Raw genomic sequence first — 25,791 nt, forward strand, 5'->3', positions numbered from 1 at the left:
AATGACCAATCCCTTCGACAACGAGAACGGCACATTCGTCGTCCTGGTGAACGACGAGGGCCAGTACTCGCTCTGGCCGAATTTCGCGGAAATACCCGAGGGATGGACCGTCGCCCACGGCGAGGCCGGCCGCCGGGAATGCCTTGAGTTCATCGAGGAGAACTGGACCGACATGCGGCCCAAGAGCCTGGTCGAGGAAATGCGCTGAGCGCGCATGGACACCGAGTCCATCGCGGCCGTCGCCATCGGTGACGTCGCTCTCATCGTCGTCGCCTCGCGGCTCCTCGGCGGCCTGGCGCGCCGCTTGGGGCAGCCCGTGGTCATCGGGCAGATCGTCGCCGGGATCGCCCTCGGGCCCACGCTGCTCGGGCGGCTGCCCGGCGACCTGACCGACCGTCTCTTCCCGCCGGAGGTCCTGCCGTACCTCACCGTCCTGTCCCAGGTCGCCATCGTGCTCTTCATGTTCGTGGTGGGGTACGAGATGGACCCACGGCAGCTGCGCCGGGGCGGCAGAGCCTCGGCGGCGGTGGCGCTGTGCGCGTTCCTGGTCCCGGCAGGCCTCGGGGCCGGGCTGGCGGGAGGCTTCCCGGGGCTCTTCGCCGCGGTCCGGCCGGACGACGCGGCCGGCCGGCCGTTCGTGCTGTTCATGGCGGTCGCCCTGTCCGTCACCGCGCTGCCCGTGCTCGCCGCCATCGTCCGTGAGCGCGGCCTGGCGGGCACCCCGGCGGGCAGCGTGGCCACCGCCGCCGCCGGACTCATGGACGTGGTGGCCTGGCTCCTGCTCGCCGTCGCACTGGTCGGCACCGGCCACGCCACCCGGCTCGCCTGGCCGATGACGCTGCTGCTGAGCGCGGTGTTCGTGGCGGCGCTCTTCCTCGTCGTACGGCCGCTGCTGGCGCGGTGGCTGGAACGGTCGGGCACGCTGCAGGCCAACCAGCGCACACTCGCCCTGGCCCTCGCCCTCGGCAGCGGCTGGGCCACCGCGGAACTCGGCCTGCACGCCGTCTTCGGCGGTCTGCTCGCCGGCATCGCGATGCCCCGCAGGGACGGCGTGCCCGACGCCGACGTGCTCAGGCCCATGGAGGAGAGCGCCGGCCTGCTGCTGCCGCTGTTCTTCGTCACGACGGGCCTGTCCTTCAACATCGGCTCCGTCGACGGCGACGGCGGCGCCCTGCTGGCCATCGTCCTCGCCGTGGCCGTCCTCGGCAAAGTCCTGCCGGCCTACGGCGCGGCACGGATCAGCGGCATGGACCGGCACGCGTCGGCGCTCGTCGCCACCCTGGTGAACACCCGCGGCCTGACGGAACTGATCGTTCTCAACGTCGCACTGGACGCCGGGATCATCGGCGGGGAACTCTTCACCCTTCTCGTGCTGATGGCACTGGTGACCACGTTCCTCACCGGGCCGCTGATTTCGCTCGTCGAGCGGTCCCGGCGTCGGGCCGCCGCACCGGAAATGGACACGCTTGACGGTCGGACACCGCCATTACGAGACTCGCAGAAGCAGTCGGAATTCCACGGCCGGGAGGGGTGAATCCCCGGTGCGGGAAAAAGCCAACAATGCTGAAGGGGGATGACCTTGCCGGAATCCGAGGAATTCGACGTCGTGGTCGTGGGCGGAGGGCCCGCCGGATCGACCCTGGCCGCGCTGGTGGCCATGCAGGGACACCGGGTGCTGGTGCTGGAGAAGGAGTTCTTCCCCCGCCACCAGATCGGCGAGTCGCTGCTGCCGTCCACCGTGCACGGCGTGTGCCGGATGACCGGGGTCGCGGAGGAGCTGGCGAAGGCGGGCTTCCCGCGCAAGCGCGGCGGCACCTTCCGCTGGGGCTCCAACCCGGAGCCGTGGACCTTCTCCTTCTCCGTCTCCCCGCGCATGTCCGGGCCGACGTCCTACGCGTACCAGGTGGAGCGCTCCCGCTTCGACGAGATCCTTCTCAACAACGCCCGCCGCGTGGGCGCCGACGTCCGCGAGGGCTGCGCCGTCGTCGACGTCGTCGCCGACGACGAGCGGGTCCGCGGCGTGCGGTACACCGACGCCGACGGTGTCGAACGCCGGGCGCTCGCCGCGTTCGTCGTGGACGCCTCCGGCAACAAGAGCCGCGTGTACCAGCGGGTGGGCGGCACCCGCGAGTACTCGGAGTTCTTCCGCAGCCTCGCCCTGTACGGCTACTTCGAGGGCGGCAAGCGGCTGCCCGAACCCAACTCCGGCAACATCCTGTCCGTCGCGTTCCCGAGCGGCTGGTTCTGGTACATCCCGCTCAGCGACACCCTCACCAGCGTCGGCGCCGTCGTACGCCGGGAGATGGCGGAGAAGATCCAGGGCGACCGGCACAAGGCGCTCATGGCGCTGGTCGACGAGTGCCCGCTCATCGCCGAGTACCTCTCGGACGCCCGGCGGGTGACGAGCGGACCGTACGGCGAACTGCGGGTCCGCAAGGACTACTCGTACCACCACACGACGTTCTACCGCCCCGGCATGGTGCTGGTCGGCGACGCCGCCTGCTTCGTCGACCCGGTGTTCTCCTCCGGCGTCCACCTCGCGACGTACAGCGCGCTGCTCGCGGCCCGCTCCATCAACAGCGTGCTCGCCGGACTGGTCGACGAACCGCGCGCCATGCGGGAGTTCGAGGCCCGCTACCGGCGTGAGTACGGCGTCTTCTACGAGTTCCTGCTGTCCTTCTACGAGATGCACCACGACGAGGACTCCTACTTCTGGCAGGCCAAGAAGGTCACCCGTACCGACCGGCCCGAACTGCAGTCCTTCGTCGAACTCATCGGCGGGGTCTCCTCGGGCGACCAGGTCCTCACCGACGCCGACGTCGTCGCCAAGCGCCTCGCGGCGGGCTCCGCGGAGTTCGCCGACGCGGTCGGCACGCTCGCCGGCGACGCCGACGACAGCATGGTGCCGCTGATGAAGTCGTCGGTCGTGCGCGAGGTGATGCAGGAGAGCGGCCAGGTCCAGATGCGCGCCCTGCTCGGCGCCGACGCCGAACCGGAGGCTCCCCTGTTCAGCGGGGGGCTGGTGCCGTCCGCTGACGGGATGTTCTGGCAGGAGACGGGCCGGGCGGCGCGCACCGCCGACGGCGCGGGCGAGTGAGGGGATGCGGGCATGGCGCGGCCGACCGACCTCTCGATGCACAACCGGCGTGACCGTCTCGACCCGCTGCCCGAGCTCACCCGGCTGAGCGCGCGGGCGCCGCTGACCCGGACCGGCCTCACCGACGACCCGTCGGCCGGCACCGGCTGGCTGGTCACCGGGCACGACGAGGTACGCGCGGTCCTGGGCGACACGGAACGGTTCAGCACCCAGTTGCCCGGCGACAGCGGGCGGCCCGCGCAGGTGGGCAACCTCGTGCAGTACGACCCGCCCGAGCACACCCGGCTGCGGCAACTGCTCGCCCCCGAGTTCACCGTTCGGCGGATGCGGGGCCTCGAACCCGCCGTGGACCGGATCGTCGAGGACTGTCTGGACTCCCTGGAGAAGGCCGGGCGGCCCGCCGACTTCATGCGCCACGTCGCCTGGTCCGTGCCGGGCCTGGTGATGTGCGAACTCTTCGGCGTGCCGCGCGACGACCGGGCCGACCTGGCGCGGCTGCTCAAGGTGGGCCGCCCCGCGTTCCGCGGCCGGCGCACCCAGGTGACCGCGGGAGGCGCCTACCTGGCGTACATGGCCCGGCTCGTGGCGCGCAAACGCCGCGACCCCGGCGACGACCTCCTCGGCAGGGTGGTGCGCGAGCACGGCGCGGAGGTCAGCGACGAGGAGCTCGTCGGGCTCGGCGCGTTCGTCATGGGCTCGGGGGTCGAGAACGTGGCGGCGATGCTGGGGCTCGGCGTCCTCGCCCTCCTGGAACACCCGGGCCAGCTCGAACAGCTCCGCGCCCGGCCGGAGCTGACCGACCACGCGGTGGAGGAGCTGATCCGCTACCTCTCGGTGATCCCGACCGCCACCCCCCGCACGGCACGCGAGGACGTGACCCTCGGCGGCCAGGTGATCAAGGCCGGTGACCGGGTGGCCTGTTCCCTGATCGCGGCCAACCGCGGCACCCCGGAGGGCACCGCGGACGGCCTCGACATCACCCGGGACGCCACCTCCCACGTGGCGCTCGGCCACGGCATCCACTACTGCATCGGCGCCTCCCTCGTCCGCATGGAACTGCGCAGCGCCTATCCGGCGGTGCTGCGCCGCTTCCCCGCGCTGCAACTGGCCGTCGACCCGGAGGAGATCCAGTTCCGGCCACAGGCCCCGTACGGCGTGGAAACACTGCCCGTCACCTGGTAGGAGGAGCCATGTCCCAGGCAGCCACGCCCGGCGCGGACACACCGGCCGCGCCCCGGGCGGCCGGCCGCGGCGCGGCGGAGCCCCAGCTCGTCTACGCGCGCCGGGACCGGTTCGCCCCGGCGGCCGCCCTGCGAGAAGTCGCCGCCCGTGGCCCCGTCGTACGGGTCGAGGTCGGGCCGGGCACCGACGGGAAGTCCGTGTGGCTGGTCACCGGCTACGCCGAGGTCCGCCAGGTCCTCGGCGACCATGTGCGCTTCTCCACCCGCCGCCGCTTCGGTTCGAGGACCGCGACCGGCCGTGCCGCCGGCGTCCGGCCCGACCCGATGATCGGCCAGCTCATGGACTACGACCCGCCCGAGCACACCCGGCTCCGGCAGATCCTGACCCCGGAGTTCACCCTCCGCAGGATCCGCAGGCTCCGGCCGCGCATCGACACGATCGTCGGTGAACGCCTCGAGGCCCTGGCGGCGCCCGGCCCGCCGGCCGACCTGGTGCCGGCGTTCGCCCTGCCCGTACCCGGCGCCGTGCTGTGCGAGCTCATCGGGGTGCCCCGCGACGACCGCGACGAGTTCCTGCGCCGCGCCCACGGCTTCCTCGCCGCCGGCCAGGGACGCGGCCGGCGAGCAGCGGTGGGCGAACTCCTCTCCCGCTACATCGCCGCGATGGTGGCACGGCAGCGCCGCGATCCCGACGACGGCTTCCTCGGCATGCTGGTGCGCGACCACGGCGACGACGTCACCGACAAGGAACTGCGCGGAGTGTGCGTCCTGTTGGTGCTGGCCAGCCTCGACAACCTCTCCGGCATGCTGGGCCTCGGGACGCTGCTGCTGCTCGAACACCCCGAGCAGCTGGCGGCCGTCCGCGACGACCCCGGCGCGGTGGACCGCGCGGTCGACGAACTGCTCCGCCATCTCACGGTGCCGCATGCACCGACCCCCCGTATCGCCCGCGAGGACGTGACCGTCGGCGGGCAGCTCATCAAGGAAGGCGAGTACGTCCTGTGCTCGCTGCCGATGGCCAACCGGGACCCCGCCCTGCTGTCCGAGCCAGACCGCTTCGACATCACCCGGCAACCCACCGCCCACGTCACCTTCGGGCACGGCATCCACCACTGCCTGGGCGCGCCCCTCGCCCGCATGCTGCTCGGCGTCGGCTACCCGGCCCTGTTCGGGCGCTTCCCGGGGCTACGGCTCGCCGAGCCCGCGGACACGGTGCCGTTCCGGGTGCACGCGCTCGCCCACGGCGTGGACCGGCTGCCGGTCACCTGGTGAGAGGAGATGAGGGACATGAGCGAGACGGAGACCCGAACGGTGGGGCCGCGCGTCGAGGTCGACCGCAACCGGTGTGTGGGCTCCGGCATGTGCCTGGCCCATGTCCCCGCCGTCTTCGACCAGTCGGACCGGGACGGCAGGGTCCTGCTCGTCGACCCCGCCCCCCGGGCCGGCCTGGTGCCGGCGGTGCGGGCGGCCGCCGACCGCTGCCCGTCCGGAGCGATCACCCTGCACGGGCCCGGTCGGCCGGGCCACGACCTGGAGGAGGAGTGATGGAGCGAGGAGCCCCGGCTGCGCAGGCGGCGACCCTGACGGCCGTACGGGACGTCGTGGCGCCACTGTGGTGCGAGGCCCTGCAGGTGCCCGAAGTGGCCGACGAGGACGACTTCTTCGCCCTCGGCGGTCACTCGCTGGCGGCCCTGCACGTGATGACCACGATCGAGCAGACGTACCAGGTGGAGCTGGGTGGCGTGCGCGACATCTGGGAGAACCCGACCTTCGGTGAGTTCGTCGCGGCGGTCGCGGCGCTCGTCACCGGCCCCACCGAGTAGGCCCCGGCCGTGCGGGCGGAAGACAGGGCGGGCGAGAGCACTTTGGGACTGCTGCCGGCATTGCGCGAGGGCCGGGCCCGCATCGACGTGGCCGGGCAGCGCCTCGAAGGGGACGAACTCACGGGCGCCGTCGGCGCGCTCGCCCGGTCCGTGGCCGGCGCCCGCAGAGTGGCGGTCGTGGCCCGCCCGAGCGTCGCCACCGTTGCCGCCGTCGCCGGAGTCCTGACGGCCGGGGCCACCGCGGTCCCGCTGCACCCGGCGGCCGGCGCGCACGAACGCGCGCACGTCCTGCGCGACGCCCGGGTCGACCTCGTCCTGGACGAGCCCGCCCTGACCGGCCGCGCCGCGCTGCCACCCGAACCGCCCCCGGACGGGACACCCGCGCTCATCCTGTACACCTCCGGTTCCACCGGACCGCCCAAGGGCGTCGTCGTACCGCGCCGCGCGATCGCCGCGAGCCTCGACGCCCTCGCCGCGCTCTGGCAGTGGACCCCGGACGACGTACTCGCCCATGCGCTGCCGCTGTCCCACGTCCACGGCCTCGTCTTCGGCGGCCTCGGCCCCCTGCGCATCGGCTCCCCGCTCGTGCACACCGGCCGCTACCTCGTCCCCGTGCCGCACGCCACGATCTACTTCGGCGTGCCGGCCCTGTGGGGGTCCATGGGCGCGGCCGACCTGACGGAGCTGCGTCCGGCGCGGCTGCTCGTGTCCGGAGCGGACCGGCTGCCCCGCGCGGTGGCCGAGCGCGTCCTGCGGCTGTCCGGGCACCGGATCCTCAACCGGTACGCCATGACGGAGACCCTCGTCATCGCCTCCCCGAGCCTGGCGGACCTGCGCATGGACCCGCCGGCGGGCTCGGTGGGACACCCGGTCCCGGGAATGCAGGTGCGACTGGGCGACATGGATGACGCGGACGGGACGGGCGCGGGCGGCGAGGTCCACGTGCGCGGCAGCGGGCTGTTCTCCGGCTATCTGGGGCGCGGCCCCGCGGTCGACGACGACGGCTGGTTCGGCACCGGAGACCTCGGCGAGTGGCTGCCGGACGGATCGCTGCGGCTGCTCGGCCGCAAGGACACCGACCTGATCAAGAGCGGCGGCTACCGGGTCGGCGCGGGCGAGGTCGAGGACGCCCTCCTCGCCCATCCGGCCGTGCTGGAGGCGGCGGTGGTCGGTGTGCCCGACGACCGGCTCGGGCAGCGCGTCGCCGCGTGGATCGTGGCGGACGACCCGGACCGCGCCGGCCTCGTCTCCTTCCTCGCCGGCCGCCTCGCCCCGTACAAGCTGCCGCAGGAGATCCATGTGGTCGAGGCCCTCCCACGCACCGCGCTGGGCAAGGTCCACAAGGGCTGGCTCGCGGCGGAACCCCCACCCAGGTAAGTCCGAGACCACACAAGGGAGTTGGCAGGTCATGCCGCAGTCCTTCACACCCCGGTCCTGTACGCCGCAGTCGTTCACCCCGCCGGCCGCGCACCGTCCGCTCGAGCTGCCGGTGCGCGAGCCCAAGCCCCGCACCCGCGGGCGGACGATGGTCATCGACCCCGGGGCGCCACTGCGCTGGTTCGAGGACGTCGTGGAGAGCGCCGGAGACCTCATCGACCTGGTCAAGTTCGGCTGGGGAACGGCGCTCGTCACCGCGGGCCTCAAACACAAGACGGAGGTGCTGCGCGAGCACGGCATCTCCTACATGTTCGGTGGCACCCTCTTCGAGAAGTACGTGCTGCGGGGCCGGTTCGAGGACTACCGCGGCCTGTGTCTGGAACACGGCTGCGACCGCGTGGAGGTGTCCGACGGCACCATCGATCTCGCCCCCGAGGACAAGTCCCGGTTCATCACCCGGCTCGCCGCGGACTTCGAGGTGATCTCCGAGGTGGGGTTCAAGGACCCGCACCGCTCCGAGCTGTTCGCGCCGAGCCAGTGGATCGCCGGGATACGGCGCGACCTGGACGCGGGGGCACGCTCGGTGATCCTGGAGGCGCGCGAGAGCGGCACGAGCGGCATCTGCCGGGCCGACGGAGAGCTGCGGTTCGGGCTCGTCGAGGACGTACTCGACGCCGGTGTGCCCACGGAGCTGCTCATCTTCGAGGCGCCCACGAAAACGCTGCAGACCTATTTCGTGAAACGGGTCGGCGGCGACGTGAATCTCGGAAACATCGCCCTGTCCGACGTCATCGCCGTGGAAACCCTGCGGCTCGGCCTGCGCGCCGACACGCTGCTGGACACCGGGGAATTGGAGGTGAACCCGTGAGGAATTCCGCAGACGCGTTCCACATCGCCGTTCCGGCCCACGATCTGGACGCCGCCGCGCGGTTCTACAATCAGCTGCTCGGCTGTCCGGTCGCCCGCCGCTATGCCGACCGCGTCACCTTCGACTTCTTCGGCGACCAACTGGTCTGCCATTACTCACCGGACGAACCGGTCCCGGCCCGCCCGCAGCTGTATCCACGGCATTTCGGGGTGACGTTCAGAGAGTCCGCCGACTTCGACGCGCTGCTGCGCCTGGTCGAGGTGCGGAAGGTGCCGGTCTTCCAGGAGGTGCGGTCCCGGTTCCAGGGAACCGTGGAGGAGCACCGCACGCTGGTCCTGGTGGACCCGACCGGCAACCTCCTGGAGTTCAAGCACTACACCGACCCGCGGATGATGTACTGACCGCGGAGGACGTACCGGCTCACGGCAGCCGCACCGCCCGCAGCTCCCGCGCACCGGCCACCGACGCACACCCGGCGAGCCCCAGCGCGTCGCGCAGCTCCTCGGCCAGCAGGCCGAGCACCCGCCGTACCCCGGCCTCCCCGCCCGCGGCGAGCCCCCACACCGGCGGGCGGCCCACCAGCACCCCCGACGCGCCCAGGGCCAGCGCCTTGAGCACGTCCGTGCCGCTGCGGACCCCGCCGTCCACCAGTACCTCGCAGGATCCCCCGACCGCCTCGGCCACCGAGGGCAGCGCCTCGACACCGGGCAGCGCGCCGTCGAGCTGGCGCCCGCCGTGGTTGGACACCACCACGGCGTCGACACCGAGGCGGGCCGCCCGCAGCGCGTCGTCCGGCGCGAGGATCCCCTTCAGGACGATCGGAAGCCGCGTCACCGACCGCACGTCCTCGACGCACGACCAGGTCAGCCCGGGGGAGAAGGCCTCCGCAGTGTGCGCGGCCACCGCCGAACCGTCCCCGGCGCTCCGGTGGGCCGTCGAGGGCGCGCCGGAGGCCAGATGCGCGGCGCGCACATGGCCCGGCAGGGCGAACCGGTTGCGCACATCGCGCTGCCGGCGCCCCATCCACGGCACGTCCACCGTGAGCACCAGCGCCTCGCAGCCCGCGTCCTCGGCACGGCGGGCCAGGTCCAGGGAGCGTCCGCGCTCGCGCAGCCAGTACAGCTGGAACCACACCCGCCCCCCGGCCGCCGTCACCTCCTCCACGGGCACGCTGCTCAGCGTCGCGACCGTGAAGGGCACACCCGCATCCCGGGCGGCCCGGCCGGTGGCCGGTTCCCCGTCGGGGTGCACCAGCCGCTGGTAGGCGACCGGCGCGACCACCACCGGCATCCGCGCCGGCCGCCCCAGCAGAGTCGTGTCCGTCGTGCACCCGGAGACGTCCCGCAGTACCCGTGGCGTGACGAAGACCCGGTCGAAGGCCGCGCGGTTGGCCGCGAGGGTCAGCTCGCGGCCACTGCCGCCGGCGACGAAGTCCCACACCTCGCGGGGCAGTACGGCCGCCGCGGCCCGCTCGACGTCGTCCAGGTCGTGCCACTCCCGCGGGCCGGGCGAGGCGTCGAGGGCGCGGGACGTCCCCGGCCGCGGTGCCTCGCCCGGCCCGCCCCGGTCAGTGGTCGGCACGCCGTCCCGCCCGTTCCAGTTCCACGGCCTCGTACAGGGCCTTGATGTTGGAGCTGCCGAAGGTCTGCGCGCCCTGGCGCTCGATGACCTCGTGGAAGAGGGTGCGGCGCGGGTGCGTCGAGGCGGTGAAGACCTGGAACAGCTGGCCGCCGTGGTCCTCGTCGACCAGGAGGTTCGTCGTCCGCAGGTCCTCGAGGGTGTGCGCCTTGAGGCCGATCCGCTCGGCCAGCAGGTCGTAGTACGTCCCCGGAGTGCTGAGGAACTTCACGCCGCGCGCCGAGAGCTCCCGCACCGAGCGGACGGCGTCGTCGCTGGAGAACGCCAGGTGCTGGACGCCCGGCCCGTGATGGCTCTTCAGGAACTCGTCGATCTGCCCGGGCTGTGCCTCGGGGTCGGGCTCGATGAGCGTCAGGGTGACCGCCTCGGAGACGGCGCTCTGCACGACCTTGGACTCCATCGCCTGGGCGCCGACGACGATGCGCTCCCGGTAGATCTCCCGGAAGCCGAGGGCCCGTTGGTAGAAGCGGGCGGTCGTGTCGAGCTCGCCCGCGTCGAGGCACACCGCGAGGTGGTCGATCTCCAGGAGCCCCACCTCGCCGCCGGACGTGTCCGGTGCGCCCGGGACCGGCACGAACCCGGCCGGTAGTCCCGGACCTTCACCGGGGGCCCGTTCGACGAGCGTGTGCACCACGTCGCCGAAGCCCGAGACGGCGGCGGTGACGCGCGGCCCGGCGCCTTCGTGCCGGGTGGGCCGGCGCACCGGCTCCGCACCGCGCGCCACCGCCGCGGCGAAGGCCGCGGACACGTCGGCGGTGCGCAGGGCGATGTCGGCGACGCCGTCGCCGTGCGTGGCGACGTACGCCGACGCGGGGTGCTGTGCCGAGGTCGCGGCGGTGAGCACGAGCGTCGTGCGTCCCTGGCGCAGGGCGATGCCGCGGTGGCCGGCGAAGGAGCCGGTGCCGACGACCGTGAAGGCATAGCCGTCGACCCAGGCGGACGCCGCCCGGTCGAGGTCGTCGACATACAACTCGACGTAATCGATGGCGAGATCGGTCAGTAAATCCGTCATGAGAGTCCTCGTGCGCGGAGAGGGTGCGGATTCGAATTTCTCGGACCACCGCCCGAATACGCCCCGCGGACTTGGCTGTTCCATTTCCGTGGGTGTCTTTACCGTCGGACGGCGAGGTCGAATACTTCTGATGCGGCCCCGATCGTACGGAGGTCGGCCGATTACCGCAGCTGTCAAAAATTCCCGATGAAGGACCCAGGTGATGGAAGTCCTGAAATCCGAGATCGTCCGGGCCGAGTTGTCCGCGGCCACCCTGCACGCCTCGCTCGGCGATGCGTCGATGGAGTCCATGACCCTGCTCAACGAGGTCGCGGGCACCTATCCGAACGCGATCTCCTTCGCGGCGGGCCGCCCCTACGAGGGCTTCTACGACGTGTCCCAGATCCACGAATACCTGCGGATCTTCTGCCGGTATCTGAGCACCGAACGAGGGATGAGCGAAACGGAGGTCGCCCGTACGCTCTTCCAGTACGGCGACACCAAAGGGATCATCTCCGACCTCGTGGCGCGCAGCCTCGCCGCGGACGAGGGCATCGACGCCGACCCGGCGTCCGTGGTCGTCACCGTCGGCTGCCAGGAGGCGATGTTCCTGGTCCTGCGCGCGCTGCGGGCGAGCGACCGGGACCTGGTGCTCGCGCCGAGCCCGACCTACGTCGGCCTGACCGGGGCCGCGCTCCTCGCCGACCTGCCCGTCCTGCCCGTGCGGACCGGCCCGGACGGCATCGACCTCGACGACCTCGCCGACCGGCTGCGCGAGGCGCGTGCCGCGGGCCACCGCGTGCGCGCCTGCTACGTCACGCCCGACTTCGCCAACCCGGTCGGAGTGAGCATGTCGCTCGCCGACCGCCACCGGCTCCTCGAACTCGCCGCCACCGAGGACCTGTTACTCCTGGAGGACAACGCCTACGGGCTGCTGAACAGTGCCGCCGAACGACCCCCCACTCTGAAGGCGCTCGACCGGCACGAACGCGTCGTCTACCTGGGTTCGTTCGCCAAGACCGGCATGCCGGGCGCCCGCGTGGGCTACGTCGTGGCCGCGCAGCGGGTCAGCGGAGCGAGCGGTGGCGATTCGCTGCTCGCCGACGAGCTGTCGAAGATCAAGAGCATGCTCACGGTCAACACGGCGCCCATCGCCCAAGCGGTCGTCGGCGGCAAGCTGTTGGCCCACGGCTGCAGCATGGCCGAGGCCAACCGCCGCGAGGCGGAGGTCTACGACCGCAACCTGCGGCAGGTCCTCGACGGCCTCGCCCGCCGCTTCGGCGGACGCACCGGCATCTCCTGGAATGCCCCGACAGGCGGCTTCTTCGTCGTGCTCACCGTCCCCTTCACCGTCGACGACGACCTGCTCGCCCACGCGGCCCGCCGGCACGGCGTGCTCTTCACGCCCATGCACCACTTCTACGGCTCCACGGCCGGCCACCGGCAACTGCGCCTGTCCATCAGTACGTTGACGCCCGACCGGATCGAGGAGGGGCTGGACCGGCTGGCCGCGCTGATAGGCGAGCGGCTCGCCGAGCACGACGGTGCCGAGAGGACCGAGCACGAAGGTGCGGGGGCGGCCGCGCACGAAGGTGCAAGGAGGGCCGAGCACGAAGGTGCAGGGACGGCCGAGCCTCCACATGCAGGGACGGCCGAGCACGAAGGTGCGGGAGTGACCCTCCCGAGTGGTGCGCCGTGACCATCCGCACGCTGGCAGTCGTCGGCACCGGCCTCATCGGCACCTCCGTGGCGCTCGCGGCGAGCAGACACCGCGTGACCGTCTACCTCGCGGACCGGGACGAGTCCGCCCTGCGCGCCGCGGCGGCCCGCGGCGCAGGCCGGCCCGAACTCCCTCCCCATCCCGTCGACCTGGCGGTCCTCGCGGTGCCGCCCAGCCAGATCGCCCCGGTCCTCGCGCAGGAACAGGCACGCGGCCTCGCGCTCAGCTACACCGACGTGGCGAGTGTGAAGGCCCGCCCAGAACGCGAGATCCTCGCCACCGCCCCCGACCCGTCCTCCTACGTCGGCGGCCACCCCATGGCCGGCCGCGAGCGGTCGGGCCCCCTCGCGGCCCGCGCGGAGCTGTTCCGGGACCGCCCCTGGGTGCTCACCCCCACGCGGTTCACCACCAAACCCGCCTTCGACCGGGCCCTCGGGCTGATCGCGCTGTGCGGCGGCATACCCAGGGTGATGCGGGCCCGCGCGCACGACGACGCGGTCGCCCTGACCTCCCACGCCCCGCACCTGCTGGCCAGCCTGATGGCGGCGCGACTGCGGGACGGCCCGGTGCCGGCGGCCCGTCTCGCCGGTCAGGGACTGCGCGACGTCACCCGGATCGCCCGCGGCGACTCCCGGCTGTGGGGCGACATCGTGGAGTCCAACGCCGCGGCGGTCGCCGACGTCCTCACCCGACTCCAAGAGGAGTTGGCCGGCGTGCTGGCCGCCCTGTACGACCTCGCCGAGCCGGGCGACAACGACCCGGGCGGCCCGGGCCCGGAGACCCTCGGCAAGAGCAGGCACACCCTCGTGGACCTGCTGGAGCGGGGCATCGCCGGGGTGGGAGAGCTGTCCGACGACCGGGCCGACAGCAGGGACCACTGACAGCACCGGGCACCTACCTCACGGCTGCCGGGTGAGAGCGTCCACACGGCCGGGATGGCTTTGCGTCGGCACGCTTGCCGGCCGGCCATGACCGGTAGGGCGGCATCGCGGGCTTGGCGCCGACGCCCCTCCCGGCCGGGGGAGCTGCGAGCCGGTAACCGGCCCGGGGCAACAGGCTCGCCGTGCCTGGCTGCGAGGCGCCGCCGGGGGGGCCGTTGGCGTGCCGGGGCGGGCGGCGGGGACCGCACCGCCGCGTCTCCTCACTCGCGCCCATCGCGCCGCCGGTCGGCCCTGCTGGGGAGGTCTGAGACGCGGGGTTGGCGCCGACGAGCCTGTCGGCCGGGGGAGCTGAGTGCTCTTGGTCGGCGCGGGGCAACAGGCTCGCCGTGCCTGGCTGCGAGGCGCCGCCGCGGGGGCCCGTTGGCGTGCCCGGGCGGGCGTCGGGGTCCGTGCCGCCGGGCCTCCTCACTCGCGCCCACCGCGCGGCCGGTCGGCCCCGCGCGGGGGGTTGGGGGCGCGGGGTTGGCGCCGACGAGCCTGTCGGCCGGGGGAGCTGAGTGCTCTTGGTCGGCGCGGGGCAACAGGCTCGCCGTGCCTGGCTGCGAGGCGCCGCCGCGGGGGCCGTTGGCGTGCCCGGGCGGCCGTCGGGGACCGCACCGCCGCGCCGCCACACTCGCCCCCCGCCTGCTGGGCCCCACAGGGCGGAGTCGCGGGCCCAGCGCCAACGACCCTGCCGGCCAGGGGGGTGCCCGTAGCCGCCGCGAGGCTACGGCGTGCCCGGGCGGTCGCCGCAAGCCGCCGCATCGCCCGGGCCGCCGGACTCCCGGCCCGCCCGCGCCACCCCCACCGCCCCACCCCGACCGGCCCGCAGAAGCCGACGACGCCCGCCCCCGGCCCTATCGGTGTGCACGTCTGCGTCAGGAGCCTGTATCCGAGGCGTTTGTTGTGTCCGCGCTGTGACCGGCGCCCGCGTAGAACTTGGCCCCATGTCCACTACTCACAAGCGAACTGCTTCCACCGTGCTCGCGATATCCGCGCTGCTCACCGGCGCGCTCCTGGCAGGCTGCTCCGACGAGGGCTCGTCGACGAACGAGGCGAAGGCGCCCGCCGGCGCCGAGGCGTCACCGACCAGCCCCGAGGACCAGGCACTGGCCTTCTCGAAGTGCATGCGGGACAACGGCGTGGCCGCCTTCCCCGACCCGGAGCCCGGCGGCGGCCTGGCGCTCAGCCCCGACAGCGGCATCGACCCCAACTCGGCCGATTTCCAGCAGGCGTTACAGGCCTGCCGCGACAAGATGCCGCAGGGCCAGGTCGGCGGCGGCGGGGGAGGCGGCGGCGCGCTCGACTCCACGAAGGTCGCCGCCTGGGCGAAGTGCATGCGGGAGAACGGCCTGCCGAACCTCCCCGACCCGGAGATCAACGGCGGCAACATGAGCATCGACTTCGGGGGCAGCGGCATCAACCCCGGCGGCGAGGAGTTCCAGAAGGCGAGGATGGCCTGCCAGGGCAAGTGGCCCGGCGGTGGCCTCACCGGCAGCGGTGGTGGCCAGTGACCGCACCCGACGAGACCCGCGAGCGGGAACACGAGGCGGACAGCGAGGCCCCGCGCCCGTCCGGCGACGCCTCCGGCCCGCCCGGCCCAGCGGGCAACGGCGGCGCCCCGGACTCCACCGTGGCGCTGGAACTGCGCAAGCCGGGCGAGGTGTCGCCGTCGCGCGCCGGGGACCTGGAGGCGAGGGCCACGCCGGACGTGGTCGCCCGCCCCGGTGCGGAGCTCGACACCGCCGTACCGGAAACTGCCCCCGCACGGACGGGCGGTGACGACGGCTCGGCGCCGACGGTCTCCCGCCGGCGCCGCCCCTGGCGCACCGCGGGACTGGTCGCCCTCGCGATCGCGGTGGTCGCCGGAGCCGGTGCCGCGAGCGCCGGGGTCCTCGGCGGAGACGGCGGCGGCACGGACGTAGCCGCCCCCGACGCCCCGCCGAGCACCACGGAGGTGAAGCGCACGACGCTCACCCGCAGCGAGACCGTGGACGGCACCCTGGGCCATGGCGACGTGTCGGCCGTACAGGCTCCGCCCGGCGCGCAGGGCGGCGGCGGGGGAGTCGTCACGTGGGTGCCCGCCGACGGTGATGTCATCGAGCGGGGCGATGCCGTCTACCGGGTCGCGGAGCAGGAGGTGCCGCTCCTGTACGGCTCGATCCCCCTCTACCGCCAGCTGCAGGAGGGCAGCGAGGGCGCGGACGTACGGATGCTGGAGAAGAACCTCGCCGCGCTCGGCCACACGGGCTTCACCGTCGACGACGAGTACACCTCCGGCACGGCCGACGCCGTACGCGACTGGCAGGACGAACTGGGCCGCGAGGAGACCGGAACGGTACGGCCCGGCGACGCCGTGATCGCCGAAGGCGCCCGGCGCGTCGCCGACGTGCGGGCGGTGCCCGGTGCGCCGCTCAGCGGTGCCGTGCTGACCTGGTCCGGCACCGAGCGCGTCGTGAGCGTCGACCTCGACGCCCAGTACGAGGACCTGGTCCACAAGGGCACCAAGGCGACGATCACCCTGCCCGACGACACCACCGTGCAGGCCGAGGTCACCGAGGTCGGCACCCCGACCACCGGGCAGGACGCCAAGCAGTCCGGTGGCGGCTCGGGCAACGGCGGCTCCGGCAGCTCCGACAAGGCCACGCTGCCCGTCGAGCTGAAGGTGGCCGAGCAGAAGAAGCTCGGCAGCTACCAGGCCGCCTCCGTCGACGTCTCCCTCAAGGCGGAGACCCATGAGAACGTCCTCGTGGTGCCCATCAACGCCCTGGTGGCACGCCAGGGCGGAGGCTACGCCGTGGACGTCGTCCGGCCCGACGGCGAGGTGCGGCGCACACCGGTCGAGGTCGGCATGTTCGCGGACAGCATGGTCGAGATCTCCGGCAAGGGCCTCACCGACGGCACGGTCGTGGGGGTGCCCAGGTGACCGGGACACCGGGCCCGGTGGTCGAACTCGCCGGGGTCTCCAAGACGTACGGCGACGTCCGTGCCCTGAAGGACGCCGACCTCGTCATCCACCGCGGCGAACTGCTCGCCGTCGTGGGCCCGTCCGGCTCCGGCAAGTCCACGATGCTCAACATCATGGGCACCCTCGACAGACCCTCCGCCGGCACCGTCCGGATCGACGGGTACGACGTGGCCCGCCTCTCCGACCGGGAGCTGTCCGCACTGCGCGCCCAGACGATCGGGTTCGTCTTCCAGCAGTTCCATCTCGCGCCCGGCGTACCGGCGCTGGACTCCGTCGCGGACGGCCTGCTCTACAGCGGCCGTTCCCGCGGCGAGCGGCGCCGGCTGGCCGAACGCGCGCTGCGCAGGGTGGGGCTCGGCCATCGCCTCTACCACGAGCCGCACCAGCTCTCCGGCGGCGAGAAGCAGCGGGTGGCCATCGCCCGCGCGGTGCTCGGCGACCCACCGCTGCTGCTCGCCGACGAGCCCACCGGCGCCCTCGACTCGCGCTCCGGCGCCGTGGTGCTCGACCTGCTCCATGAACTGCACCGGGCGGGCACCACGGTCGTCGTGATCACCCACGACCGGGACATCGCCGCCTCACTGCCGCGCGAGGTGCGGATCAAGGACGGCGGCATCGAGTACGACACCGCGCGCGCGGGCACCGGCGAACGCACCGGAACGCCCGCGACCGCGGTCCTGCAGGAGGCCACACGATGAGCCTGACGACGCAGCGCCCGCCGCAGGCCGGGCCGGACTCCTCCGCGCGCCCCCGCCCCAAGCCCGCCCGGCTCGGCCCCGCCGACGTCCTGCGGGTCGGCGGATCCGGGCTGCGGTCGAGGCCGCTGCGGGTGTTCCTGTCGGCGCTCGGCATCGCGATCGGCATCGCCGCCATGGTCGGAGTGGTCGGCATCTCCACCTCGAGCACGGAGGACCTCGACCGGCGGCTGGCGGCGCTGGGCACCAATCTGCTCACGGTCACCGCGGGACAGTCGTTCACGGGCGGCACCGCCCATCTGCCGGACGAGTCCGTCGACATGATCGGCAACATCGACGGAGTGACGGCGGTGTCCGCCATCGGCAGGACCGACGCCAAGGTCTACCGCAACGACCACGTCCCCAAGCAGGAGACCGGCGGGCTCACGGTGTCCGCGGCCCGCACGGACCTGCCGCGCAGCGCGGGCGTCGAGGTCGTCGACGGCCGCTGGCTGAACGCCGCCAACACGCGGTACCCCGCCGTCGTCCTCGGTCCCAAGGCCGCCGAGCAACTCGGCGTCTTCCGGGCCGGCTTCGACACCAGGGTGTGGCTCGGCGACCAGTGGTTCACCGTCGTGGGCCTGCTCGCTCCCAACGACCTGGTGCCCGAGCTGGACTCCGCCGCGCTGGTCGGCTGGCCGGTCGCGGAGCAGGAACTGGGCTTCGACGGCTATCCGACGACCGTCTACACCCGCACCGAGGAATCGGCCGTGACCGACGTCCAGTCCGTCCTCGGCCCCACCGCCAACCCGGAGAACCCCAGCGAGGCCAACGTGTCGCGGCCCTCGGACGCCCTGGAGGCCAAGCAGGCCACCGACGACACGCTCAGCGGCCTGCTCCTCGGGCTCGGCGCGGTCGCCCTGCTCGTCGGCGGGGTGGGCGTGGCCAACACGATGGTGATCTCCGTGCTGGAGCGCCGCTCCGAGATCGGCCTGCGCCGTTCCCTCGGCGCGACGCGCGGGCAGATCCGCACCCAGTTCCTGTGCGAGGCCCTGCTGTTGTCCGCGCTCGGCGGGCTCGGCGGCGTCGTCCTCGGCATCGCCGTCACCTCCGGATACGCCGCCTACCAGGGCTGGCCGTCGGTCGTGCCGACCTGGGCGATGGCGGGCGGCGTCGGCGCGACCCTCGTCATCGGCGGCCTCGCCGGCTTCTACCCCGCCGTCCGCGCCGCCCGGCTGCCACCCACGGAGGCGCTGGCGACCACCTGACCCCTGCCCCGGTACCGCGGTGCCCCCGCCGCCTCCATCCCCCGTCGGCGGCGAGGGCACCGCCCGGCCATGCCCGCGTACCGCTCGGCCGCCCCTCACCTGCACAGGCCTGTTCGCGTCCCACCTGGACAGCAGCTCGCTCCCGTACGCTCGCCGCATGACAGAGCCCTCAGAAAAGGCCGGCGACGAAGCCCTCTTCCACCTGCTCGGTCAGCAACGGATCGGCACGCTCGTGACCCTCAAGCGTGACGGCCGCCCCCAGTTGTCGAACGTCGGTTACGCCTACGACCCGGCGGCGCGCCTCATCCGGCTCATGGTCACCTACAACCGTGCCAAGACCCGCAACCTGCGCCGCGATCCGCGCGCCAGCTTCTTCGTCACCACTCCCAACGGCTACGCCTACATGATCGCCGAGGGCGAGGCGGAGCTCACCCCCATCACGACGGACCCGCATGACGCCGTCGCCGACGAACTCGTCGAGGTCTTCCGGGGATTCCGGGGCGAACACCCCGACTGGGAGGGCTTCCGAGGCGCCATGGTCGCCGAACGGCGCCTGGTCGTCAGGCTTCCCGTGGACCGCGTGTACGGGGCGGCCGGCCGCCGCCTGAGCGGCCCCCGGGGCAGTTCCGCGCAGCTGGCTCAGCGGTAGGTCAGGGGGCGTCGTGCCTCCGACGGCAGCGATTTCACCCGGTGATGCCCCTCGACCACCAGAGTCGTCCCGGGCGCGATCTCCGTGAACCCGGCATCACGCACCAACGGCAGCCCGGCGGCGGTAAGTTCACGCCAGCGCGCCGGATCCGCGGTCCGCACGGCCAACGCAAACCCCGCCTCACGCCAGGCGCTCCGCTCCTCGTCCGACAACTCCCACCAGGCGATCTGCGCCGCGTGCCCCGCCTGAGCCATCGCCTTGCCTGCCGACATGTCGAGATGGGGGTTCACCCAGAGCACGGGAGCCGACGGATCGGCGTCCCCGGCCGGCTCCGGATCCTCCAGATGGGTCCCCGACACCTGCAGCTTCGCCAGCTCCTTGGGCCACCCGTCCAACGGCACGGGCGGAAACACCCGCACCTCGGCCGACTCACCGGTGACGGTGATCCCCGGCAACCCCTCCGCCCGCCGCCACTCGGCCCCCCGAGCCCGCCGCACGACCTTGCGGATACGGGCGTCCTCCCAGTCCCGTACGGCCTGCGCCCACTCACCGTCGCCGAGGGACCGCTCGTCGCTGAGCATGATCAGTACAGCGCGGGCGGCGGTCTCCAGAGCATCGGTGCGGGCCGGCGGAGCGTCCCGCTCGATACGCACGACGAGCGGCAGGACGAACTGCGGCGCGTGATCGCGTGTATGGGGCTCGGACCGGAAAGGGCTGTCGTTCACGGAAATCGGATCACTGTTCACGCCGTCCAGTCTGCCAACTCAGGGGCGCGGGACCGCGTCGATGTGCGGCTCCGCCGCGTGGGCGCGACCAGCCCCACCGGCCCGCAGCCGCAATAGGACAAGATGTCCCCCATGCAACGCGATCTTCGTCTGGACAACGTAGGCCGCCGCTACGGCCTACGCGGCCCATGGGTCTTACGCGGCGTCCACCTCACCGTGCCCCCCGGCACACTCACCCGCATCGAGGGAGAGAACGGCACCGGCAAATCCACCCTCCTGCGCCTCCTGGCCCGCATAGACGCCCCCACCGAAGGCGAGATCACCGGCCGCCTCCGAACCGCTTACGTCCCCGAACGCTTCCCCACAGCCCTCCCCTTCACCGCCCTCGGCTACCTGACCCACCTCGGCACGGTCCACGGCCTGTCCCGGCCGGCGGCCATCCGCGCCGCAGGCGAGTGCCTGGACCGCTTCGGCGCCGCCGCCTACGCCCGCACCCCCATGGCGCAGCTCTCCAAGGGCAGCAGCCAGAAGGTCGCCGTCGCACAGGCCCTGCTCGCCGACCCGGAGCTGCTGGTCCTGGACGAGGCGTGGACCGGCCTGGACGCCGCCGCCCGCACCGAGTTGGAGCGTGCCGTCGCCGAACGGACCGTCGCCGGCACCGCGGTGGTCTTCGTCGACCACGACCCGCGCCGCCTCGCCGGGGCACCCGACGCGACGTACACGGTGCTCGACGGCGCACTCGACCTCCGTACCGACCAAGGGACTCCACGACCCACCGGCCCGCACACGACCGTCGTCGTCCAGGGCCCGAGCGGCGCGAGCCTCCCCGCCGAGGCGACCCGCGTCGCCACGACAGCGGACGAGACCACCCCCGGCACCCACCGCCTCACCGTCCCCGCCTCACACTCCGACGTCCTGCTGCGCGCCCTGCTGACCGCCCACCCGCCCTGGCACGTGGTGAGCGTGAGCCAGGAGACACCCATCCCTCCCGACTCCTCCGAACCCACCCAAGCCCCCGAAGCCCCCGAGGCCCCCGAAGCGGAGAGCCGCCGATGACATCGATGACCGCCCTCCTCCGCTACCAGGCCGCCCTGCTGGTCCGCTCGCAGCGCTGGCTGCCGCCGTTCATCCTGTACGCGGCCTTCCTTGCCATCGGCGTGCAGGGCGGCCAGCCCATCCTCGACTCGCTGGGCTTCACGGCCGCGGCCCTGCTGCCCGTGGCCGCGTGGCTGGTGCGGATCTGCGTCACCAACGAGCCGCCCGCCGCCCGCAGCTGCGTCGCCGCGGCGGTCGGCCCGGGGCGGGCGCACCTCGCCGCGCTGCTGGTGGCACTGGCCGCCGCGACAGCCCTGGGCACGGTCGCGACCGTGGCCGTGACGCTGATCAGCGACCCGGCGAGCGCGGACCACGAGACGCGCGTACCGCGGCTTCCGGCGGGCTCGGCCGGGCTGCTCGCCACACTGGCCTGCGCCCTGCTCGGTACGGCCGTCGGCGCGCTCACCACCTGGCCGGTGCTGCGCTCGACCGGTCGCGCCGTCCCGGCCATGCTGCTCGCGGCGCTGCTGTCGGTGGTGGTGACCGGCTCCCCGGCCCATGCGGCGGTCAGCGGCCTGGTCACGGGCTCCCGCTCGGGCACGGTCCCCCTGCCCGTACTGCCCCTGGCGGCGGCAGCCCTGCTCACCGCGGCGGCGATCGCCGCGGCCTGCGCGCTCACGTCCCGCAGATCACCCTGAACACCGGGGCAGAAGAAACCGCGGGTCAGCCGGAACAGCGGGTCACCCCGAACAGGCCGTACGCTGCGCCTCCTGCCACTCGCACACCGGGCAGAGCGTGATCCCCTTGTACGACTCCGGGTACTCCGTGGGCTCCCGGCACAGCACGCACTCCGCATACGGCGGCCCGTCCGCCTTGGGCGGCTTCACCACGTCGGCGATCGTGCAGTAGTCCTCGCTCATACCCCCAGCGTAGGCCGCTCAGGCCCGGCCGCCTGCGGCCCCGATCAGCTCGGACACCTTCACGAACCGGAAGCCCTTCTCGCGCAGCTCGGGCACGATCCTCCGGACGGCCCGCTCGGTCGTCGGAGCGGCACTGCGCGTGCAGTGCATGACGACCACGGACCCCGCCCGCACCCCGTCCAGCACCTCCCGGGCGACCGCGCCGGCGTCCGTCGCGAACGCGTCCGCGCTCACCACGTCCCACTGCACGGCCGTGACGCCGACCGGGGTCAGCGCCTTCAGGGCGCGCCGGTCGTAGCAGCCGCCGGGAAACCGGAAGTACGGCATCGGATCCCGCACCCCCACCTTCCGGAACGCGGCGTACGCCCGCTCCACATCCGCCCGCATCCGTTGCTCCGGGAGGGTGGGCAGCCCGTAGCAGTCGTCGGTGAAGGCGTAGTGGCTGTAGGAGTGGTTGGCGACCTCGAACAGCGGGTCCCGCCCGATGGCCCGGGCCTGCCGGGGGTACTCCTCCGCCCACCGCCCCGTCATGAACACCGTCGCCGGCACCTCCAACGCCCGCAGCGCCGCGACGAGCCCCGGATTGTCGAACCGCTCGCCACGGGCGGCCCGCACGCCCTGGTCCGCGGTCATGTCGGCGTCGAAGGTGAGCGCGACGGCCTTGCCCCCCGTCCGGGGACCGTGCTCGAAGACGGGCGTCAGACCGGCGGGTCCCGGTGCGAGGGTCGGGGGCCTGGTGGCGGGCGACCCGGGCGAGGCGGCGGAGGCCGAGGGCGCCGGCCGAGGAGCCCGCGTCACCCCGGGCTCCTCGGGCCCCGCACAGGCGGCGAGCGCGCTGAGCGCCGCGACCAGGACAAAGACAGCGGTGACGATCCGTACACGAGTGATCACCGCATGAAGGTATGGGTGTCTTCAGGGCATTCCGGCACGTCGCCGGGTGTGCCGGGCCCGTGTCACCCGCCCGGCGGCGGGGGCGGACCTCTCAGTCGGAGCGGGTGCAGCGGCCCGTCGGAGCGGTGGCCGGCGGGCGGCACTGGAAGGCGAAGTCGGCCGGGTCCGTGCTCAGATAGCGGCCGATGCAGGTGTTCGGCGTGGTGCGGCCGTGCTCGGCGCAGAAGTCGAGGGCGGCGCGGCCGTCGGGGAAGGGGCCGGGGGCGTAGAACACCCAGTAGCCACCGCGCAGGGACGCGTAGTCGTCGCTGCGCAGGACGACGGCCTCCGGCACGGACCGGCGGATGACGGCAAGACGACGGTCCCGGGCGGTGGTTCCCGAAGAGACGGGTTCGGAGTGGAGTTGAGCGATCCAGCGGCCGGCCGGCACGCCGGTGGGTGTGTGGGCGGCCGTCGAGCCGGGCGTCGGTGAAGGGGACGACTCCTGGTCCGTCGGACCGGGCGCCGAACTCGTGGCCGGCGGGTTCGTCGGGGCGTCGGACTTGTCGTCTCCGTCCGTGTCTCCGGCGCGCAGCATGAGGGCCAGGGACGTGGCCGCGGCGATCACCACGGCCGCGGTCGTGGCCACCACGAGTGGTGTACGGCGTCGGGGGTCCCGCACCCGCTGCGGAACCGTAGGACGCGGGGTGGCCGACTGGGCGGGGACCGTTGGTGGCGCCGGCATCGGGTGCGGTGCGCCGGCCGTCAGCGTCGGCTGGGCCCAGTGCGGTGTCGCCCCTGTCTCCACCGCCGCCAGCATGGCGTCGAGCCGAGCGGCGTCCGGGCGTGCTGCCGGGTCCCGCACCAACAGGGCGTCGAGCACCGGCGTCAGCGGGCCCGAGCGGGTGGGTGGCGGGAGCGGGTCGTCGAGAACGGCGGCCAGAGTGGCGAGGGTGGTGGGGCGGCGCAGGGGGCTGACGCCCTCGACGCAGACGTACAGGACCACGCCCAGCGACCAGAGGTCGGCGGCCGGGTGGTCGTCGCCGTACCCCCGGATGCGCTCCGGGGCCATGTACTCGGGCGAGCCGACGAGCTCGCCGGTGGCCGTGAGGCCCGTCGTGTCCTGGAGGGCGGCGATGCCGAAGTCGGTGAGGACGGCGGTGCCGTCGGGGCGCAGGAGGATGTTGGCGGGTTTGACGTCCCGGTGCTGGATGCCCGCCGCGTGCGCGGCCCGCAGCGCGGCGAGCACCTGGCGGCCGGTGCGGGCCGCCTCCGCCGGAGTCAACGGGCCCTCGCCCAGCCGCTGTTGCAGCGAGACGCCCGGCACCAGTTCCATGACGATCCATGGATGAGGGTCGGCGTCCACGATCTGGTGGACCGTCACCACATGGGGATGGCTGAGCCGGGCCAGCGCCCGTGCCTCCCGCAGCACCCGCTCGCGCATCACACCGACCGTGTCCGCGTCGGACCGCACCGCCTTGAGCGCGACCTCGCGTTGCAGCACCGTGTCCCGGGCCCGCCACACGGTGCCCATTCCGCCGCTGCCGAGCCGTTCGACCAGCTCGAACCGGCCGTCGACGAGGTCCCCCGGTGCGTTCATGCGGCACAGGTTAGAGGACGTGCCGGAGCGGAGGCCTCCGCGCGCCGGCCCGGGACAGGGGTTGCTACCTGCGCCAGGGCCCCGTCACCGCGAACGTCGTACCCGGCGTGTAGCAGTTGACGTACATCGTCTCGCCGTCGGGCGAGAAGGTCACCCCGGCGAACTCGCCCCACTCCGGCTCCTGCGGGGTCCCCAGGTTCTGGGCGTTGCGGGCCATCGCGTACACATCGCCGCGCCGGGTCACGCCGTAGACGTGCTGGGTGCCGTTGCCGTCCTCGCACACCATCAGGCCGCCGCTGGGGGCGAGGCAGATGTTGTCCGGGGACTCGCCGGGGAGCTGGACGTCCGTGTCGGGGCCAAAGACGATCACCAGGGTGAGGCGGCGTGCGCCGGGCTCGTAGCGCCAGATCTGGCCGTAGTGGTCCGCCGCCGAGCCCTCCGCGCTGTGGGCGAAGGAGGAGACGAAGTAGACGCTGCGGCCACCCCAGTAGCAGCCCTCCAGCTTCTGCGCGTGCGTGATGCCCTTCGGGCCGAAGTCCTGGAGGCGCACGGGGGTCTGGGCGGCGAGCGGATCGGGTACGTCCACCCACTCGATGTGCTCGAAACTGGCGCCCGGCTCCTGGATCGAGGAGAGGTCGGGCACGCCCGGCACGCGCATCGCCTGGAGGCGGCCGCCCGCGCGCAGGGAACCGAGGCCGCCGAGCGGCGCGTGGGGGAGGAAGCGGTAGAAGAGGCCGAAGGGCTTCAGGAAGGCGTCCTCGGTCTCGTAGACGATGCCGTTTCTCGGGTCCACCGCGATCGCCTCGTGCTGGAAGCGGCCCATCGCGGTCAGCGGCACCGCGCCGGAGCGCTGCGGGTTCTCCGGGTCGACCTCGAAGATGAAGCCGTGGTCCTTGGTGTAGCCGTTGGTGCCGGCCTTGTCCTCGGTCTCCTCGCAGGTCAGCCAGGTGCCCCAAGGTGTCGGTCCGCCCGCGCAGTTGACGGCCGTACCGGCGATGGCGACGCGCTCGGACAGGACACGGCCCCGTGAGTCCAGCGTCAGCGCCGTACAGCCGCCCTTGCCCGCCGGGTCGTAGGTGAGTCCGGCGACGGTCGGGACGGGGAGCTTCGCGGTGTTGCGGTTCTCGTGGTTGCGTACCAGGTGGACACGGCCTTTTCTCCCGGCGAGGGCGGTCATGCCGTCGTGGTTCGAGGGGACCAGGCCCTCCCCGGAGCGCAGCCGGTCGCCCTCGCGGGAGAGGACCTGGTAGCGGAAACCTTTCGGCAGGTCGAGCAGGCCCTTCGGGTCGGGAATGAGGGGGCCGTATCCGGTGTGGCCCAGGCTCTGTGCGGCGGCGGTGCCCGCGAAGAGTTCGGTGAGGTTTCCGGCGAAGGCGATCGAGACGCCCAACGCGCCGGTACGGGCCAGGACCTGACGGCGTGTCGTGCGGTCATCGGTCATGTTCTCGGACATGGGGCAACCTTCCT

At 73.1% G+C, this 25,791-nt stretch carries 26 protein-coding genes; 19 read left to right on the forward strand and 7 right to left on the reverse strand.

Going from position 1 to position 25,791, the window contains the following annotated elements:
- Position 1 precedes the first annotated feature (1 nt).
- From ACZ7L6_RS35345 to ACZ7L6_RS35390, 10 genes are read left to right on the forward strand one after another with little or no spacing between them, the layout of a single operon-like run.
- Entirely contained in the window at positions 2–208 is a 207-nt protein-coding gene (locus ACZ7L6_RS35345) for an MbtH family protein (RefSeq protein WP_471931171.1), read from the forward strand.
- 6 nt (positions 209–214) lie between these two features.
- Positions 215–1,534: a cation:proton antiporter gene (locus tag ACZ7L6_RS35350; RefSeq protein WP_471931173.1), complete on the forward strand. Its 1,320-nt coding sequence runs from the start codon at positions 215–217 to the stop codon at positions 1,532–1,534.
- 45 nt (positions 1,535–1,579) lie between these two features.
- Positions 1,580–3,097: a tryptophan 7-halogenase gene (locus tag ACZ7L6_RS35355; protein WP_471931175.1), complete on the forward strand. Its 1,518-nt coding sequence runs from the start codon at positions 1,580–1,582 to the stop codon at positions 3,095–3,097.
- Positions 3,098–3,109: 12 nt separating this feature from the next.
- A complete protein-coding gene (locus ACZ7L6_RS35360) occupies positions 3,110–4,279 on the forward strand; it encodes a cytochrome P450 (RefSeq protein WP_471931177.1) in 1,170 nt (389 codons plus the stop codon).
- An 8-nt stretch (positions 4,280–4,287) separates the two neighbouring features.
- On the forward strand, positions 4,288–5,550 hold the full coding sequence (locus ACZ7L6_RS35365) for a cytochrome P450 (RefSeq protein ID WP_471931179.1): 1,263 nt from the start codon (positions 4,288–4,290) through the stop codon (positions 5,548–5,550).
- Positions 5,551–5,565: 15 nt separating this feature from the next.
- Entirely contained in the window at positions 5,566–5,823 is a 258-nt protein-coding gene (locus ACZ7L6_RS35370; protein WP_471931181.1) for a ferredoxin, read from the forward strand.
- A complete protein-coding gene (locus ACZ7L6_RS35375; protein WP_471931183.1) occupies positions 5,823–6,101 on the forward strand; it encodes a phosphopantetheine-binding protein in 279 nt (92 codons plus the stop codon). Before ACZ7L6_RS35370 ends, ACZ7L6_RS35375 begins: the two co-directional genes overlap by 1 nt.
- A gap of 9 nt (positions 6,102–6,110) precedes the next feature.
- Complete coding sequence (locus tag ACZ7L6_RS35380) at positions 6,111–7,478, forward strand: AMP-binding protein (RefSeq protein WP_471931185.1); 1,368 nt, start codon at positions 6,111–6,113, stop codon at positions 7,476–7,478.
- 31 nt (positions 7,479–7,509) lie between these two features.
- Complete coding sequence (locus ACZ7L6_RS35385) at positions 7,510–8,346, forward strand: phosphosulfolactate synthase (protein WP_471931187.1); 837 nt, start codon at positions 7,510–7,512, stop codon at positions 8,344–8,346.
- Positions 8,343–8,747 carry a VOC family protein gene (locus tag ACZ7L6_RS35390; RefSeq protein WP_471931189.1) on the forward strand — a complete coding sequence of 135 codons (405 nt, stop codon included), beginning with the start codon at positions 8,343–8,345 and terminating at the stop codon, positions 8,745–8,747. Before ACZ7L6_RS35385 ends, ACZ7L6_RS35390 begins: the two co-directional genes overlap by 4 nt.
- 19 nt (positions 8,748–8,766) lie before the next feature.
- On the opposite strand, the gene ACZ7L6_RS35395 is transcribed toward ACZ7L6_RS35390, so the two are convergent.
- Positions 8,767–9,831: an alpha-hydroxy acid oxidase gene (locus ACZ7L6_RS35395; RefSeq protein WP_471931435.1), complete on the reverse strand. Its 1,065-nt coding sequence runs from the start codon at positions 9,829–9,831 to the stop codon at positions 8,767–8,769.
- An 82-nt stretch (positions 9,832–9,913) separates the two neighbouring features.
- Complete coding sequence (gene hppD / locus ACZ7L6_RS35400) at positions 9,914–10,996, reverse strand: 4-hydroxyphenylpyruvate dioxygenase (RefSeq protein WP_471931191.1); 1,083 nt, start codon at positions 10,994–10,996, stop codon at positions 9,914–9,916.
- 202 nt (positions 10,997–11,198) lie between these two features.
- On the opposite strand from hppD, the gene ACZ7L6_RS35405 reads away from it, so the two are divergent.
- The 7 genes from ACZ7L6_RS35405 to ACZ7L6_RS35435 all read left to right on the forward strand — a co-directional run bounded on the left by ACZ7L6_RS35405 (position 11,199) and on the right by ACZ7L6_RS35435 (position 19,174).
- Complete coding sequence (locus ACZ7L6_RS35405; protein ID WP_471931193.1) at positions 11,199–12,674, forward strand: aminotransferase-like domain-containing protein; 1,476 nt, start codon at positions 11,199–11,201, stop codon at positions 12,672–12,674.
- A complete protein-coding gene (locus ACZ7L6_RS35410) occupies positions 12,671–13,576 on the forward strand; it encodes a prephenate dehydrogenase (protein WP_471931195.1) in 906 nt (301 codons plus the stop codon). Before ACZ7L6_RS35405 ends, ACZ7L6_RS35410 begins: the two co-directional genes overlap by 4 nt.
- Positions 13,577–14,562: 986 nt before the next feature.
- On the forward strand, positions 14,563–15,129 hold the full coding sequence (locus ACZ7L6_RS35415; protein ID WP_471931197.1) for a hypothetical protein: 567 nt from the start codon (positions 14,563–14,565) through the stop codon (positions 15,127–15,129).
- A complete protein-coding gene (locus ACZ7L6_RS35420; protein ID WP_471931199.1) occupies positions 15,126–16,541 on the forward strand; it encodes a peptidoglycan-binding protein in 1,416 nt (471 codons plus the stop codon). Before ACZ7L6_RS35415 ends, ACZ7L6_RS35420 begins: the two co-directional genes overlap by 4 nt.
- Complete coding sequence (locus ACZ7L6_RS35425; RefSeq protein WP_471931201.1) at positions 16,538–17,281, forward strand: ABC transporter ATP-binding protein; 744 nt, start codon at positions 16,538–16,540, stop codon at positions 17,279–17,281. The genes ACZ7L6_RS35420 and ACZ7L6_RS35425 overlap by 4 nt, the downstream gene beginning before the upstream one ends.
- Entirely contained in the window at positions 17,278–18,525 is a 1,248-nt protein-coding gene (locus tag ACZ7L6_RS35430; RefSeq protein WP_471931203.1) for an ABC transporter permease, read from the forward strand. The genes ACZ7L6_RS35425 and ACZ7L6_RS35430 overlap by 4 nt, the downstream gene beginning before the upstream one ends.
- Before the next feature lie 157 nt (positions 18,526–18,682).
- On the forward strand, positions 18,683–19,174 hold the full coding sequence (locus ACZ7L6_RS35435; protein WP_471931205.1) for a PPOX class F420-dependent oxidoreductase: 492 nt from the start codon (positions 18,683–18,685) through the stop codon (positions 19,172–19,174).
- Here the strand turns inward: ACZ7L6_RS35435 and ACZ7L6_RS35440 are convergent.
- Positions 19,165–19,905 carry a peptidyl-tRNA hydrolase gene (locus ACZ7L6_RS35440; RefSeq protein WP_471931437.1) on the reverse strand — a complete coding sequence of 247 codons (741 nt, stop codon included), beginning with the start codon at positions 19,903–19,905 and terminating at the stop codon, positions 19,165–19,167. The two genes, ACZ7L6_RS35435 and ACZ7L6_RS35440, sit on opposite strands and share 10 nt — an antisense overlap.
- A gap of 126 nt (positions 19,906–20,031) precedes the next feature.
- On the opposite strand from ACZ7L6_RS35440, the gene ACZ7L6_RS35445 reads away from it, so the two are divergent.
- Both ACZ7L6_RS35445 and ACZ7L6_RS35450 read left to right on the forward strand, forming a co-directional pair.
- Entirely contained in the window at positions 20,032–20,955 is a 924-nt protein-coding gene (locus tag ACZ7L6_RS35445; RefSeq protein WP_471931207.1) for an ABC transporter ATP-binding protein, read from the forward strand.
- A gap of 5 nt (positions 20,956–20,960) precedes the next feature.
- A complete protein-coding gene (locus tag ACZ7L6_RS35450) occupies positions 20,961–21,632 on the forward strand; it encodes an ABC transporter (protein WP_471931439.1) in 672 nt (223 codons plus the stop codon).
- 42 nt (positions 21,633–21,674) lie between these two features.
- On the opposite strand, the gene ACZ7L6_RS35455 is transcribed toward ACZ7L6_RS35450, so the two are convergent.
- The 4 genes from ACZ7L6_RS35455 to ACZ7L6_RS35470 form a co-directional block, all read right to left on the reverse strand.
- Positions 21,675–21,854: a hypothetical protein gene (locus tag ACZ7L6_RS35455; RefSeq protein ID WP_433049549.1), complete on the reverse strand. Its 180-nt coding sequence runs from the start codon at positions 21,852–21,854 to the stop codon at positions 21,675–21,677.
- A gap of 18 nt (positions 21,855–21,872) precedes the next feature.
- Positions 21,873–22,745, reverse strand: coding sequence for a polysaccharide deacetylase family protein (locus tag ACZ7L6_RS35460; RefSeq protein WP_471931209.1), 873 nt, complete (start codon positions 22,743–22,745; stop codon positions 21,873–21,875).
- A gap of 91 nt (positions 22,746–22,836) precedes the next feature.
- Positions 22,837–24,324: a serine/threonine-protein kinase gene (locus tag ACZ7L6_RS35465; RefSeq protein WP_471931211.1), complete on the reverse strand. Its 1,488-nt coding sequence runs from the start codon at positions 24,322–24,324 to the stop codon at positions 22,837–22,839.
- A 64-nt stretch (positions 24,325–24,388) separates the two neighbouring features.
- Positions 24,389–25,777, reverse strand: a complete 1,389-nt coding sequence (locus tag ACZ7L6_RS35470) for a PhoX family protein (RefSeq protein ID WP_471931213.1) — start codon at positions 25,775–25,777, stop codon at positions 24,389–24,391.
- Positions 25,778–25,791: the final 14 nt, after the last annotated feature.

The organism is Streptomyces sp. NPDC107522, from assembly GCF_055657525.1.

Excerpts from the sequence above, each read along its gene's own strand:
- ACZ7L6_RS35385 (WP_471931187.1), top strand. The coding sequence starts at position 7,510 with ATGCCGCAGTCCTTCACACCCCGGTCCTGTACGCCGCAGTCGTTCACC.
- ACZ7L6_RS35360 (WP_471931177.1), top strand. The coding sequence starts at position 3,110 with ATGGCGCGGCCGACCGACCTCTCGATGCACAACCGGCGTGACCGTCTC.
- ACZ7L6_RS35470 (WP_471931213.1), bottom strand. The coding sequence starts at position 25,777 with ATGTCCGAGAACATGACCGATGACCGCACGACACGCCGTCAGGTCCTG.
- ACZ7L6_RS35365 (WP_471931179.1), top strand. The coding sequence starts at position 4,288 with ATGTCCCAGGCAGCCACGCCCGGCGCGGACACACCGGCCGCGCCCCGG.
- ACZ7L6_RS35375 (WP_471931183.1), top strand. The coding sequence starts at position 5,823 with ATGGAGCGAGGAGCCCCGGCTGCGCAGGCGGCGACCCTGACGGCCGTA.
- ACZ7L6_RS35465 (WP_471931211.1), bottom strand. The coding sequence starts at position 24,324 with ATGAACGCACCGGGGGACCTCGTCGACGGCCGGTTCGAGCTGGTCGAA.
- ACZ7L6_RS35455 (WP_433049549.1), bottom strand. The coding sequence starts at position 21,854 with ATGAGCGAGGACTACTGCACGATCGCCGACGTGGTGAAGCCGCCCAAG.
- ACZ7L6_RS35370 (WP_471931181.1), top strand. The coding sequence starts at position 5,566 with ATGAGCGAGACGGAGACCCGAACGGTGGGGCCGCGCGTCGAGGTCGAC.
- ACZ7L6_RS35435 (WP_471931205.1), top strand. The coding sequence starts at position 18,683 with ATGACAGAGCCCTCAGAAAAGGCCGGCGACGAAGCCCTCTTCCACCTG.
- ACZ7L6_RS35350 (WP_471931173.1), top strand. The coding sequence starts at position 215 with ATGGACACCGAGTCCATCGCGGCCGTCGCCATCGGTGACGTCGCTCTC.
- hppD (WP_471931191.1), bottom strand. The coding sequence starts at position 10,996 with ATGACGGATTTACTGACCGATCTCGCCATCGATTACGTCGAGTTGTAT.
- ACZ7L6_RS35445 (WP_471931207.1), top strand. The coding sequence starts at position 20,032 with ATGCAACGCGATCTTCGTCTGGACAACGTAGGCCGCCGCTACGGCCTA.
- ACZ7L6_RS35430 (WP_471931203.1), top strand. The coding sequence starts at position 17,278 with ATGAGCCTGACGACGCAGCGCCCGCCGCAGGCCGGGCCGGACTCCTCC.
- ACZ7L6_RS35405 (WP_471931193.1), top strand. The coding sequence starts at position 11,199 with ATGGAAGTCCTGAAATCCGAGATCGTCCGGGCCGAGTTGTCCGCGGCC.
- ACZ7L6_RS35415 (WP_471931197.1), top strand. The coding sequence starts at position 14,563 with ATGTCCACTACTCACAAGCGAACTGCTTCCACCGTGCTCGCGATATCC.
- ACZ7L6_RS35450 (WP_471931439.1), top strand. The coding sequence starts at position 20,961 with ATGACCGCCCTCCTCCGCTACCAGGCCGCCCTGCTGGTCCGCTCGCAG.
- ACZ7L6_RS35345 (WP_471931171.1), top strand. The coding sequence starts at position 2 with ATGACCAATCCCTTCGACAACGAGAACGGCACATTCGTCGTCCTGGTG.